At 71.6% G+C, this 12,630-nt stretch carries 12 protein-coding genes, 1 other RNA gene and 1 pseudogene; 8 read left to right on the top strand and 6 right to left on the bottom strand.

Annotated elements, in window-relative coordinates; translation table 11 throughout:
• Positions 1 to 359: 359 nt before the first annotated feature.
• Complete coding sequence (locus ACFY5C_RS36755; RefSeq protein ID WP_389453196.1) at positions 360 to 1,535, bottom strand: hypothetical protein; 1,176 nt, start codon at positions 1,533 to 1,535, stop codon at positions 360 to 362.
• Between the two features lie 256 nt (positions 1,536 to 1,791).
• Between ACFY5C_RS36755 and ACFY5C_RS36750 the strand changes: the two genes are divergently transcribed.
• From ACFY5C_RS36750 to ACFY5C_RS36740, 3 genes are read left to right on the top strand one after another with little or no spacing between them, the layout of a single operon-like run.
• Positions 1,792 to 2,667 (top strand): Nif3-like dinuclear metal center hexameric protein, encoded by an 876-nt coding sequence (locus ACFY5C_RS36750; protein WP_389453193.1) that lies wholly within the window; start codon positions 1,792 to 1,794, stop codon positions 2,665 to 2,667.
• On the top strand, positions 2,664 to 3,407 hold the full coding sequence (locus ACFY5C_RS36745; RefSeq protein WP_389453332.1) for a zinc ribbon domain-containing protein: 744 nt from the start codon (positions 2,664 to 2,666) through the stop codon (positions 3,405 to 3,407). The genes ACFY5C_RS36750 and ACFY5C_RS36745 overlap by 4 nt, the downstream gene beginning before the upstream one ends.
• 11 nt (positions 3,408 to 3,418) lie before the next feature.
• Positions 3,419 to 4,783 (top strand): bifunctional RNase H/acid phosphatase, encoded by a 1,365-nt coding sequence (locus tag ACFY5C_RS36740; protein ID WP_389453190.1) that lies wholly within the window; start codon positions 3,419 to 3,421, stop codon positions 4,781 to 4,783.
• Here the strand turns inward: ACFY5C_RS36740 and eda are convergent.
• Positions 4,766 to 5,398: a bifunctional 4-hydroxy-2-oxoglutarate aldolase/2-dehydro-3-deoxy-phosphogluconate aldolase gene (gene eda, locus ACFY5C_RS36735; protein WP_389453187.1), complete on the bottom strand. Its 633-nt coding sequence runs from the start codon at positions 5,396 to 5,398 to the stop codon at positions 4,766 to 4,768. The genes ACFY5C_RS36740 and eda overlap by 18 nt on opposite strands.
• A gap of 82 nt (positions 5,399 to 5,480) precedes the next feature.
• Entirely contained in the window at positions 5,481 to 6,263 is a 783-nt protein-coding gene (yaaA, locus tag ACFY5C_RS36730) for a peroxide stress protein YaaA (protein ID WP_389453184.1), read from the bottom strand.
• A gap of 73 nt (positions 6,264 to 6,336) precedes the next feature.
• Between yaaA and ACFY5C_RS36725 the strand changes: the two genes are divergently transcribed.
• Entirely contained in the window at positions 6,337 to 7,773 is a 1,437-nt protein-coding gene (locus tag ACFY5C_RS36725; protein WP_389453181.1) for an RNB domain-containing ribonuclease, read from the top strand.
• Here ACFY5C_RS36725 and ACFY5C_RS36720 read toward each other — a convergent pair.
• Positions 7,724 to 8,338, bottom strand: coding sequence for a hypothetical protein (locus ACFY5C_RS36720; RefSeq protein WP_389453329.1), 615 nt, complete (start codon positions 8,336 to 8,338; stop codon positions 7,724 to 7,726). The genes ACFY5C_RS36725 and ACFY5C_RS36720 overlap by 50 nt on opposite strands.
• The gene (locus ACFY5C_RS36715) at positions 8,338 to 9,099 is read right to left on the bottom strand and encodes a MerR family transcriptional regulator (RefSeq protein WP_389453179.1); all 762 of its coding nucleotides are present in this window, start codon (positions 9,097 to 9,099) and stop codon (positions 8,338 to 8,340) included. Before ACFY5C_RS36715 ends, ACFY5C_RS36720 begins: the two co-directional genes overlap by 1 nt.
• A gap of 121 nt (positions 9,100 to 9,220) precedes the next feature.
• Between ACFY5C_RS36715 and ACFY5C_RS36710 the strand changes: the two genes are divergently transcribed.
• From ACFY5C_RS36710 to rnpB, 4 genes and pseudogenes are all read left to right on the top strand, one after another.
• Positions 9,221 to 9,787 (top strand): Uma2 family endonuclease, encoded by a 567-nt coding sequence (locus ACFY5C_RS36710; protein WP_389453176.1) that lies wholly within the window; start codon positions 9,221 to 9,223, stop codon positions 9,785 to 9,787.
• Between the two features lie 21 nt (positions 9,788 to 9,808).
• Positions 9,809 to 10,657: an AraC family transcriptional regulator gene (locus ACFY5C_RS36705; protein WP_389453173.1), complete on the top strand. Its 849-nt coding sequence runs from the start codon at positions 9,809 to 9,811 to the stop codon at positions 10,655 to 10,657.
• 19 nt (positions 10,658 to 10,676) lie between these two features.
• Positions 10,677 to 11,459 (top strand): annotated as a pseudogene (locus ACFY5C_RS36700) (DMT family transporter); the annotation flags it as partial.
• Positions 11,460 to 11,559: 100 nt separating this feature from the next.
• An RNA gene (gene rnpB, locus ACFY5C_RS36695) (RNase P RNA component class A) lies at positions 11,560 to 11,966 on the top strand.
• Between the two features lie 64 nt (positions 11,967 to 12,030).
• Here rnpB and ACFY5C_RS36690 read toward each other — a convergent pair.
• On the bottom strand, positions 12,031 to 12,477 hold the full coding sequence (locus ACFY5C_RS36690; RefSeq protein WP_389453326.1) for a DNA/RNA helicase domain-containing protein: 447 nt from the start codon (positions 12,475 to 12,477) through the stop codon (positions 12,031 to 12,033).
• Positions 12,478 to 12,630 lie beyond the last annotated feature (153 nt).

Here is a 12,630-nt window from a genome sequence, read left to right as displayed (position 1 = left end):
CGGGTGCTGGGACTGAAGAGGGCATAGCCGGGCGGGGTGCAGGAACGGGAACGGCCCCGCCCTTCGCGGTGAAGGGCGGGGCCGTGCGGATTCGGCGTCAGGCTGCCGTCTCGGTTTCCTCAGCCGGCTTGCGGTGACGGCCGCGGGGGGCCGTCTCGCCGTCCTGGGCGGACACCGGACCCCGGTGCCTGCCGTGACCGGCGGGCTTCTGAACGTCGTGAACGTCGGCCGGCCCCGGCTGGGTCGTGCTGGCGTTGCTCATCGGAAAACTCACCCCGTCAACATGATCTTCTGCTCACAGCCGGGCGAGTTTAACCAACGCCCCAGGGGCCGAATCCAGGCGGCCACGCCAACCGCCACTACTTCGTTACAAGACCACCCAACGGGGCTTGCTGCAACGGCACGGGGCGGGGGATGGCGGGAGCCGGAGGGTCCGTTTCCGGGGGCGCGCACGACACCGAATCCGGCGTCCCGGAGGCCGAGTTCGCGGGCGGCGCCCCCGGCGGAGGCACCTCCACCTTCGCCACCCCGCACGGCACCTCCCCGGTCGCATACGGCAGTTGCAGCACCCCGTCCGGCGTCCACGACCCGGCACCCGTCAACCACCCCTCGGGAGCCGGAAGATGCCGTACCTGCCGTTCGGCGGGCCGCCACACCCCGACCCAACTCCCGACCGGACCGTCGACCCGCAGCGCCACCCCGCAGCTCTCCGGCGTCAGCACCTGCCCGGGCTGGATCGCGAACGGCGTCACCGCGCAGTCGGGCATCCGCAGGCACTCCGGGAAGCGCACCGGCAGCGTGCTGCCCAGTACGCCCCAGCCCAATCGTTCCTGCCCCGGCGACGGCGCGTCCGAGCCGATCAGCAGCAGCCCGCTGTCCGGGTCGGCGAGCAGCAACCGGTCGTCGCTGTCCTGCGCGATCTGCAGCAGCGGCGACACCTCTCCGCCCCGCTCCAGATCGACCACGACGGCCTTCGTACGGCCCCCGGGCTCCAGGTCGAGACGGTCGAGGGCCAGCATCCGCCCGCCCCGGTCCAGCCACACACCGCCCGAGCAGCGCCCCGGGACCTCCGCAAGCTGCTCCGGCCCGAACGTGCCCCCCGCCACCAGCCACACCGCGCTGGAGTGCCGCCCCACCGCGAGGGCGTACGCCTTGCCGCCGCCCGGCGCCGGGGGCAGCAGCCGCAGCCGGGTCTGCTCCGGCGGGCACTGGACCGCGCCGAGCAGCAGTTCGCCGGTGCCGGGACCGGTCGGATACAGCAGCGAGAAGATGTGCCGTCCGTCGGTCGGGCGGCAGATCAGGACCCGCCCGTCGGCCATCGGCTGCACCTCGGTGCCGGGCTCCTCCGGCTGGTGGGCGGGCAGCGGCACGGCGTAGGGCTCGGGGCCGTCCAGGGTCCAGCGCTCCGGGAACCAGTTCTCCCCGTCCAGCGCGAGGCGGGCGGCGTAGGAACCGTCCGCCGTGATGGTGCATCCCGCCCGGGGGGCGTCGCCGTCCTCGTGCTCCGCCGCGGGCTCGATCGCACAGGCCGTCATGGTCCGGTCACCTCCGGTAACGAAGCTAGTTTTCGCACGCACAGGCGTGGGACCGACGAGGTTCCCTTCACACAAAGGGATGGCCCAGGAACGATTCGCCTGAGGAAACGGGGGTGGTTGTGCTGAGCGGGGTCAGGGGTGACCGGAGGGTGGCCCCCCGGACGACCCGAAGATGGCCGGGGTGTGGCCCGCAGGAGCCTTCCGCCTCCTCCCGTGCCGGTACAGCCGTACGGACCAGGCAGGTAGCCTTGCCTGCGTGCCCCGTCTGTCTGAAGTCATCGCCGCGCTGGAGAACCTGTGGCCCGCCGAGCGGGCCGAGTCCTGGGACGCGGTCGGCACCGTCGTGGGCGACCCCGACCAGGAGGTCTCCCGGGTCCTGTTCGCCGTCGACCCGGTCCAGGAGATCGTGGACGAGGCGGTGAAGCTGGGCGCCGACCTGCTCGTCACCCACCACCCGCTCTACCTGCGCGGTACGACGACGGTCGCTGCGACGCACTTCAAGGGCCGGGTCGTCCACACCCTCATCAAGAACGACATCGCGCTGCACGTGGCCCACACCAACGCCGACACGGCGGACCCGGGCGTCAGCGACGCGCTGGCCGGCGCGCTGGACGTGCGGGTCGTACGCCCGCTGGTGCCGGACCCGAGCGACCCGGAGGGCCGCAGGGGACTGGGCCGGATCTGCGAACTCGACCACCCGCTCACCGTCCGTGAACTCGCCGCCCGCGCCGCCGAGCGGCTGCCCGCCACCGCGCAGGGCATCCGCGTGGCCGGCGACCCGGAGGCGACGGTGCGTACGCTCGCCGTGAGCGGCGGCTCCGGCGACAGCCTCTTCGACGACGTACGCGCCGCCGGCGTCGACGCCTTCCTCACCGCGGACCTGCGCCACCACCCGGCGTCGGAGTTCATCGCGGACCGCGCCCACAGCTCCGCCCACAGTCCTCTCGCGCTGCTCGACGCGGCGCACTGGGCCACCGAGTGGCCCTGGTGCGAGCTGGCCGCCACCCAGCTCGACGAGATCTCCGACCGCAACGGATGGGACCTGCGCGTCCACGTCTCGAAGACGGTCACCGACCCCTGGACCGCCCACGCGGCGTCCGCCATCACGGATACATCTGGAGCCCCCAACTGAACGCCGAGCCCGCCGACCAGATCCGCCTCCTCGACGTCCAGGCCCTCGACGTCCGCCTCCAGCAGCTCGCGCACAGGCGGAGGTCGCTGCCCGAGCACGCCGAGATCGAGTCGCTGGCCAAGGACCACACGCAGCTGCGCGACCTGCTCGTCGCCGCGCAGACCGAGGAGAGCGACTGCGCCCGCGAGCAGACCAAGGCCGAGCAGGACGTGGACCAGGTGCGTCAGCGCGCCGCCCGCGACCAGCAGCGCCTGGACTCCGGTGCCGTCACCTCCCCGAAGGACCTGGAGAACCTCCAGCACGAGATCGCCTCCCTCGCCAAGCGGCAGGGCGACCTGGAGGACGTCGTCCTAGAGGTCATGGAGCGCCGCGAGTCCGCGCAGGAGCGGGTCGCCGAGCTGACCGAGCGGGTCGGCGCCGTGCAGGGGAAGGTCGACGACGCGACCGCCCGCCGGGAAGCCGCGTTCGAGGAGATCGACGGCGAGGTGGCCACGGTCACGAAGGAGCGCGAGGTCATGGCGGGCTCGGTGCCCGCGGACCTCCTCAAGCTCTACGACAAGCTGCGCCAGCAGCAGGGCGGCGTCGGCGCGGCCAAGCTGTACCAGCGCAGCTGCCAGGGCTGCCGCCAGGAGCTCGCCATCACCGAGCTGAACGAGATCCGCCAGGCGGCGCCGGACACCGTGGTGCGGTGCGAGAACTGCCGCCGGATTCTGGTGCGTACGGCCGAGTCCGGCCTCTAGGAGCCTGTGCCGTGCGGGAGTTCATCGTCGAGGCCGACGGCGGGTCACGGGGCAACCCCGGGCCCGCGGGCTACGGTGCCGTCGTCATCGACGCGGCGACGGGGCAGACGCTGGCCGAGGCGGCCGAGTACATCGGTGTCGCCACGAACAACGTCGCCGAGTACCGGGGCCTGTTGGCAGGCCTGCGTGCCGCTCATGAACTGGACCCGACGGCCACCGTCCACGTCCGCATGGACTCCAAGCTGGTCATCGAGCAGATGTCGGGCCGCTGGAAGATCAAGCACCCCGACATGAAGCAGCTGGCCTTCGAGGCGGCGGCCGTGCTGCCGGCGTCCCAGGTGACTTACGAGTGGATCCCCCGCGAGCAGAACAAGCACGCCGACCGGCTCGCCAACGAGGCGATGGACGCCGGGAAGCGGGGCGAGCAGTGGTCGGCCGCGGCGTCCACGGCCGAGCTCGCGGCGGCGGACGCGCGGGCTGCGCGGGCCGCTGCCGAGGCCGAGCCGTCCGGTCAGCCGTCCGGCCCGCCGGGGGACGCCGCCGAGGGCGCGGCACGAGCGCGGGCGGCTCTGGCCGAGCGACGGGCCACCACCGCCTCAACCGCCTCAACCGCTCCCACGGCTCCCACCGCCCCCTCCGATTCAGCAGCGGCGGAGTCCGCCGTCGGCGCGGCCGGGAAGGCCGAGGCCGATGTCAGGGCCGCGCGCACCGTCGCCGCGCCCTCGTCCGGCTGGGCTCCTGCCGACATGGGGGCGCCCGCGACCTTCGTTCTGCTGCGGCACGGTGAGACGCCGCTGACGCCGCAGAAGCGCTTCTCGGGCAGTGGCGGTACCGATCCGTCCCTGTCCGACGTCGGCCGGGAGCAGGCCGAGCGGGTCGGGGCCGCACTCGCCCGGCGCGGGACGATCCAGGCCGTCGTGGCGTCGCCGCTGGCCCGTACCCGGGAGACCGCCGGCATCGTCGCCGCCCGCCTGGGCCTCGACGTGAGCGTCGACGACGGTCTGCGCGAGACCGACTTCGGCGCCTGGGAGGGGCTCACCTTCGGCGAGGTCCGCGAGCGTCACCCCGATGACCTCAACGCCTGGCTGGCCGACCCCGAGGCCCGGCCCACCGGCGACGGCGAGAGCTTCGCTGCGACCGCCACCCGTATCGCCGCCACCCGCGACAAGCTGATCGCGGCGTACGCCGGCCGCACGGTCCTCCTCGTCACGCACGTCACGCCGATCAAGACGTTCGTACGCCTCGCCCTGGGCGCGCCGCCCGAGTCCCTCTTCCGCATGGAACTCTCGGCGGCCTCCCTCTCGGCGGTCGCGTACTACGCCGACGGCAACGCGAGCGTGCGGCTCTTCAACGACACGTCACACCTGCGCGCGTGAGCCTGTGAGGCCGGCCGCCTCCCGCGCCAGCGCCTCGACACGCCCCCAGTCCCGTGCCGCCACCGCGTCCGCCGGAAGCATCCAACTGCCGCCCACGCAGCCGACGTTGGGCAGCGCGAGATAGTCGGGTGCCGTCGTCGGGCCGATTCCGCCGGTCGGGCAGAACCGGGCCTGCGGCAGCGGGCCGTTCAGCGACTTGAGATAGGCGGTGCCGCCCGCCGCCTCGGCCGGGAAGAACTTCATCTCCCGGACCCCGCGCTCCAGCAGCGCCACCACCTCGGACGTGGTCGACACCCCCGGCAGATATGGCACTCCGGACGCCCGCATGGCCTCCAGCAGCAGGTCCGTCCAGCCGGGGCTGACCAGGAAACGCGCCCCCGCCGTGACCGCTCGCGTCACCTGCTCCGGTGTGATCACGGTGCCCGCGCCGACCACCGCGTCCGGCACCGCGTCCGCGATGGCCCGGATCGACTCCAGGGCGGCCGGCGTCCGCAGCGTCACCTCGATGGCGGGCAGCCCTCCTGCGACCAGGGCCCGCGCGAGAGGTACGGCGTCGGAGGGGTCGTCGACCACGACCACGGGGACGACGGGCGCGAGATCAAGGACTGAGGTCATGGCCTCATCCTGCCGACGGCACGCAGCATGCGCAAAAGGCGTTGCGCATGCTGCAATGAGTGTCCGCGTGGTCGCCGAACCGCTAGTGGATCTCCGTCACCAGCACATCCAGCGTCCACGCCTTGCCGCCCTTGGCCGGCGCCTCCACCTCCACCGCGTACCCGAGGTCCCGCAGCGCCTCCACCAGCTCGGCCGGGCCTGCGGGCACGGCGCCCGCCGTCAGCAGGCTGCGTACGATCCGCCCCTTCGTCGCCTTGTTGAAGTGGCTGACGACCTTCCGGGTCGGCGCATGCAGCACCCGTACCGACGCCGTCCGCCCGGCCACCTCGCCCTTCGGCTTCCACGCCGCCGCATACGCGGACGACCGCAGATCCAGCACCAGCCCGTCCCCGGCCGCCTCGGGCAGCACATCCGCCATAGGTGCCCGCCAGTGCGCCCCGAGCGCGCCGAGCCCGGGCAGCTTCACGCCCATCGAGCAGCGGTAGGAGGGGATGCGGTCGTTGATGCGCACCACGCCCCACAGCCCTGAGAACACGAGCAGCGACCGAGTCGCTCGCCTCTTCGCCGCCGCGTCCAGCGACGCCAGGTCGAGGGCGTCGTACAGCACGCCGGTGTAGATCTCCCCGGCCGGCCGTGCCCCCGCCGTCGGCAGCCCGGCGTTCTTCGCGACCTCGCCCCGCAGTCCCTCGCTCAGTCCGAGCACGTCCCGCGCCTTGTCCTCGTCGCCGCGGCACAACTCGACCAGCTCACTCAGTACGGCCTCCCGGGCCGCGGTGAGTCCCGGCAAGGACAGCGACTCCAGCTTCAGCGAGGCACCCCGGCCGGACGAGGCCTTCCCCTCGGAAGGCGGCAGCAGGACAAGCACACGTACTCCTTCGATCGAACCCCGCCACAGGGTACGGCGTGCCACCCGGCCCCCCTCGCCCTACGCTCGACTCATGCCCCGCCGCCACATCCGAGTGACCGGCGCACCCGAAGCCCCCCTCCGGGCCGCCCTCACCGCGCTGCGTACCGAACTCGGCGTCCCCGGGAGCTTCCCGCCCGAGGTCGTGGCGGAGGCCGAGCGGGCCGCGAAGGCCCCGGCCCTCCCTCCGTCCGACGCCACCGACATCCCCTTCTTCACCATCGACCCGCCCACCTCCACCGACCTCGACCAGGCGATGCACCTGTCCCGGCAGGGCACCGGCTACCGCGTCCGGTACGCCATCGCGGACGTCGCCGCCTTCGTCGTGCCGTCGGGCGCGCTCGACCAGGAGGCGCACCGGCGGGTGACCACCCTGTACTTCCCCGACGAGAAGGTCCCGCTGCACCCCGAGCTGCTGAGCGAGGGTGCGGCGAGCCTGCTCCCCGACCAGGACCGGCCGGCCGCGCTGTGGACGATCGACCTCGACGGGGACGGCCGTACGCTCGCCGTCGACGTCCGCCGCGCCCTCGTCCGCAGCCGGGCCAAGCTGGACTACGCGGCCGTACAGAAGCAGATCGACGAGGGAACCGCCGAGGAGCCGTTGGCCCTGCTGAAGACGATCGGGAAGCTGAGGGAGCGGCTGGAGGTGGAGCGGGGCGGGATCTCGCTCAGCGTGCCCGAGCAGGAGATCGTCGAGCACGGTCACGCCTATGAACTCGCCTATCGCGCCCCACTCCCCGCCGACGGCTGGAACTCCCAGATCTCCCTGCTGACGGGCATGGCCGCCGCCGACCTGATGCTCGCGGCCGGCACCGGCATCCTGCGCACCCTGCCCGCTGCCCCCGACGGCGCCGTCGGCCGTCTGCGCCGTACCGCGCACGCCCTGCACATCGACTGGCCGCACCACGTCTCGTACGCCGAACTCGTCCGCTCCCTCGACCCGCACCGCCCGAACCACGCGGCCTTCCTCCAGGAGTGCACGACGCTGCTGCGCGGCGCCGGCTACACGGTCTTCCGGGACGGAGCCCTGCCGGACATCACCACACACTCCGCCGTGGCCGCCCCCTACGCCCACTGCACGGCCCCCTTGCGTCGCCTGGCCGATCGCCACACCTCCGAGATCTGCCTCGCAGCCGCCGCCGGCCGGCCGATCCCCGACTGGGTTCTCATGGCTCTTGACGCCCTGCCCGCCCGGATGGCCGAGGGCACCCGGCGCGCGGGCACGGTCGAGCGTGCGTGCGTCGACCTCGTGGAGGCGGCGCTGCTCAAGGACCGGGTGGGGGAGGTTTTCGACGGCTGGGTGGTCGACGTGGAGGAGCGCCAACCCGCCGTGGGAACCGTGCAGTTGGAGTCACCGGCGGTCATCGGCCGCATCGCGGGCACGGGCGCGCTACCGCTGGGGGAGCGGCTCAGGGTCCGCCTCACACAGGCAGATCCGGAAGCGCCGAAGGTGCGGTTCGAGCCTGCTTGAGCGCCTCTACGACCGTCTGTACGAGGCTGTCGGAGTCGTCGGCGTGGAAGCGCACGAGACGGACGTCCCGCCGGCGGCCGAGGAAGGTGAAGTGGGCGACGGGCTCGGCGAGTTCGAGCGTCACGGTCGTCTGCGCGCCGATGGCCAGGTTGAGTTCACCGTCGGCCCGCTCATGGGTGGTGCGCAGTTCGCGTCGCACGTGGGCGATCTTCTCCAGCGGTATGCGCAGATCGACGTGCGCGGCACGGCGGATGCGCAGGGAGCCGGCGTCGAGGACGTGCGGTCGTACGACGGACGCGGCGTGCATCCCGATGATGATCAGCAGGGTGTACATGTCGACCATGAACCACCCCCGTTGCACCACCGGGTAGTTCCGCAACAGCACGGACATCATGATCGACTCGATGACGATCACGAACCCGAACCCCAGCATCATCGTGCCCTGCCCGCGCGAGTACCCGTAGCCGGTGCCGGCACCGACCCCGTGCCGGTGCCGGATCACCCACAGCCAGATACTGGCGACGAGCCGCAGCTCGTGCCGGAGCAGGGTGAGCGCGGTCCGCATCACGGCCCGTCCCCTTCCATGAGCAGGCGCAGGGTGCGGCGGATCGCCTCCGCCTGGGCCGGGGCGAAGTCGGCGTAGAAGGCGCGCAGGAAGCTGTCGTCCTGGTCGATGCTCCCCCACCCCTCCGGGAGCAGTTCCCGGGGCAGACAGTCGGCGAGCGCGCGGGCGGCCTCGTCGACGCGAGGGTCGTCGGGTTCGGCATCGGCGAGGTCATCGAGCAGGGCGTAGGCGGCGAGGGCCCGCTCCACACCGTCCGGCGTGGTCAGGGCGCCGCCCATCACGCCCATGAGCCGCTCCCGGTCCTCGGGGGAGGCCGCGGTCTCGATCAACGCGAGCACCTCGCGGTCCTTGGCGGCCATGGGGGAGTCGGAGACATGGGCCATGTCCTTGAAGAGTGCGGCCAGTTGAGGCGAGACCGGCCCCTCGGCGGGCAGCCCGCCCTCCGTCTCCAGCAACGCCCGCAACCGCGCCCGCCGCTCCCGGATGGCGTCCTCCTGCCGGGCAAGATCCTCATCGAGCTCGGTGAGCACCTCGACAAGATCCTTCCCGGCATCCTCCGCGAGCACGTCCCGCACCTCCGCGAGCCCCAGCCCCAGCTCCGTCAGCCGCCGGATCCGCGCCAGCATGACGGCATGCCGCAACGTGTACTCCCGGTAGCCGTTCGGCCGCCGCTCCGGCTCGGGCAGCAGCCCCTGATGGTGGTAATGCCGCACCGTGCGCGTGGTGACGCCGACGGCGGCGGCGAGTTCTCCGATCCGCATGGGATCAGTAGAGACGTTGACGTTGCGGCAAGGTCAAGCGGACGCCTCCGGCGGATTCCCGTACAGGTGACCCGCCACTGTTCCGCTCCGGTGAGCTGCCGACGGGGCGTTCCATGGCCCCATGCCACAGGATCCGATCACGCAGAAGCTGCTACTGGACTGGTTTGTCGACCTGGATATGCCGGAGGGCCTCCGAGCGGAGCTCGTCGAGGGCGAATTCGTCGTGACGCCGGTGCCGGACGGGCATCGCGAGCACTGCCTCAGCCGGATCGTGGACCAGATGCACCGGCATTCTCAGACCGACATGCAGTTCTCCGGGAACAAGGGGCTGAGGCTGAAGCATGCGGATGGCTGCCCACAGGACCACGTGATTCCGGACGGCACGTGCGCTCCCAAGGAGCTGAGGCTCTTCCGTGGGGCCGATCCCTGGATGCCGTGCGAAGGAGTCGCCATGGTCCTGGAGGTCACGTCCTCGCAACCGCAGATCGACCGCGAGGTCAAGCGGCGCAGTTACGCCCGCGGCGGCATCCCGCTCTACCTGCTCGTCGACCGGGAGACCTCGTGGATCACGCTGTTCGGCAACCCGGAGTCGGGCGACTACCAGGAGCTCCACGCCGTGGCCTTCGGCAAGCCGCTCGCCCTGCCCCAGCCCTTCGCCTTCGACCTGGACACGACGGACTTTCTCTGAGGCTCCCCGTGTTGCACTGCCATGAGGACCGTAGGGGGCGAAGAAGTGGGCGAACAGGCACTGTGGACCAGGGCGAGGCTCGGCCGGGACGGCCCCCCGCTCGACCTGCTCACCGCCCGCTTCGACCGGCACGTCTACGCCCCGCACGCCCATGACGAGTTCACGATCGGCGTCTGCGTCGGCGGCAGCGAGATCATCGACTACCGGGGCGGCCGTATCCGCCCCACCCCCGGCTCCATCGTCGTACTGGCACCCGGAGAGATGCACACGGGCGGCCCGGCCGAGACCGGCGGCTACGCCTACCGAGCCCTGTACGCCGCTACGTCCCTGCTGACCGACGGCAGCCTCGGCACCGCAGCCCCGCACTTCCGCGACCCCCTCCTCGACGACCCCGACCTGGCTACGGCCCTGAGTCGCACGCACACCGAACTGGCCGCCTGCCCGGACCCCCTGGAGGCCGAGTCCCGCATCCCGTGGCTCATGACGGCCCTGACCCGCCGCCACTCCACGGCCCGGGCGATCACCGACACGGTCGCGGGCGCCGATCACATAGCGAGGACCGTCCGCGACCGCCTCGCCGACGAGCTCATGTCCCCACCGTCCCTCGCCGCCCTGGCCGCCGACCTCGGTCTCTCCCGCTATCAGCTCCTGCGCGCCTTCCGTACGACGATGGGGGTACCGCCGTACGCCTGGCTGGCCCAGCACCGGGTGAGCAGGGCACGGGGCCTGCTGGAGACGGGCCTGCGCCCGGCCGAGGTCGCCGGCCTGGTCGGCTTCGCGGACCAGGCGCACCTCACACGCTGGTTCCGGCGCGTGCTGGGCGTCACCCCGGCGGCGTACCGCAACAGCGTTCAAGACACCGGAGTGTGAGCCGACCGAAACTCGCCGCATGACTGCACGCGGTTGGTTTCTCTTCGCCCTGATGAGCGTGGTCTGGGGCATCCCGTATCTGCTGATCAAGGTCGCGGTGGACGAGGTCTCCCCGTCGATGGTGGTTTTCACGCGATGCGCCCTGGGCGCGGCGCTCCTGCTCCCTTTCGCCATCCGCCAGGGAGGCCTGCCCCGGACGGTACGACGGCACTGGCGGCCGATGCTGGCCTTCGCGTGCATAGAGATCATCGGCCCGTGGTGGACCCTCACCGACGCGGAACGCCACCTGTCCAGCTCGACGGCGGGTCTGCTGATCGCCGGCGTACCGATAGTCGGCGTCGTCCTGGCCCGCTTCTTCGGTCGGACGGAGCACCTGGGCGTCCGCCGCCTGACCGGCCTCACCCTGGGCCTGGCAGGCGTGGCGACCCTGACCGTCCCCCACCTGACGGGCGGCGACGCGCGTTCCCTGGCGGAGGTCCTGCTGACGGTACTGGGCTACGCGACGGCGCCCCTGATCGCGGCGCGCTGGCTGAGGGACGTCCCCTCCCTCCACCTGACCGCGGCCTGCCTGACCTTCGCGGCCCTGGTCTACGCCCCCGCGGCGGCGCTGACGTGGCCTGCCACGATGCCGTCGACCGAGAGTCTGGCCGCCCTGGCCGCCCTGGGCGTGATCTGCACGGCGGTCGCCTTCGTGGCCTTCCTGGAGCTGATCAAGGAGGTCGGCCCCACGCGGGCGACGGTCTTCACGTACGTCAATCCGGCGGTCGCGGTGGCGGCCGGGGCCCTGTTCCTGGACGAGTCCCTGACCGCGGGGATCGCGGTGGCCTTCGCCCTGATCCTGGCGGGGTCGGTCCTGGCGACGACGGCCCCCCGCAGGCCGGTAACATGGTCCACACGGCAGACGAGCCGGGCGGACGGCCGCGTGAAGTCCCTCAGGGGGCTTCCCGAGGAACGTCCGGGCTCCACAGGGCAGGGTGGTGGCTAACGGCCACCCGGGGTGACCCGCGGGACAGTGCCACAGAAAGCAAACCGCCCGGCGCTTCGGCGCCGGGTAAGGGTGAAACGGTGGTGTAAGAGACCACCAGTGCTCAGGGTGACCTGAGCAGCTAGGTAAACCCCACCCGGAGCAAGGTCAAGAAGGGGCCGCCTTAACCGGTGGCCCTGCGCGGACGTTCGAGGGCTGCCCGCCCGAGTCCGCGGGTAGACCGCAGGAGGCCGGCGGCAACGCCGGTCCTAGATGGATGGCCGTCGCCCAGGGCTCCGCGAGGAACCCTGGGAACAGAACCCGGCGTATAGCCCGACTCGTCTGCCAGTAGAGCTCCCTGACCGGTAAATATGCTGGTCCGGGGACCTTTCTGTTAGTTCGGGAGGATTCAGTAGATCCCGTAGCACCGCAGCCTCGCGGGAAAGCCGGGGATCTGCTGTCGGCCTATCGTGCCCGGGATGAGCCAACGCAACACGCTTTGGGTGCGGGCGTCATGTGAGTACAGCACGGTTCCTGCCATGCCCCGAGTGAGCAGGACCTGGTAGGCGTTCCGGATGCAGCGTTCGACGATGTCGTCGGGGGCACCCCGAAAGGCAGGGTCCTTCGAGGTCGACCGGCCCACGGAGAAACGGCCGTCACGCCACAGGAGTTCAGGGCCGATGCTGACCGCGTTCCAGTCGTACTCGAATGTCTGGGCGATGTAGACGCAGCTGATTCGGTCGATACTGCGACGGTTTGTCGCCCGCGGAGTGCCCAGCGGCGCGTCCGGCACATGGTGCTGTGATTTGACATTCCAGGGTCTGCGCCAGTCGTCGATCTGGGGATCGGATACCAGGGCGCCCTCTTTCGGATTGTTCCATGTGCACCAATCCGGTGAGGACGGATGTCCGGTGGTTTTTCCACCAAATCCGGGGTCCCGACTCCTCCAAGGAGATGCTCAGCATGACCCGTGTCGACAGGTGGGCCACTGTCATACGTTCATCCCGCG

Source organism: Streptomyces sp. NPDC012935 (assembly GCF_042900345.1).
Taxonomy (GTDB): Bacteria; Actinomycetota; Actinomycetes; order Streptomycetales; family Streptomycetaceae; genus Streptomyces.
The sequence above is the reverse complement of the archived record's forward strand: the minus strand, read 5'-3'. Positions and strand labels throughout refer to the sequence as shown.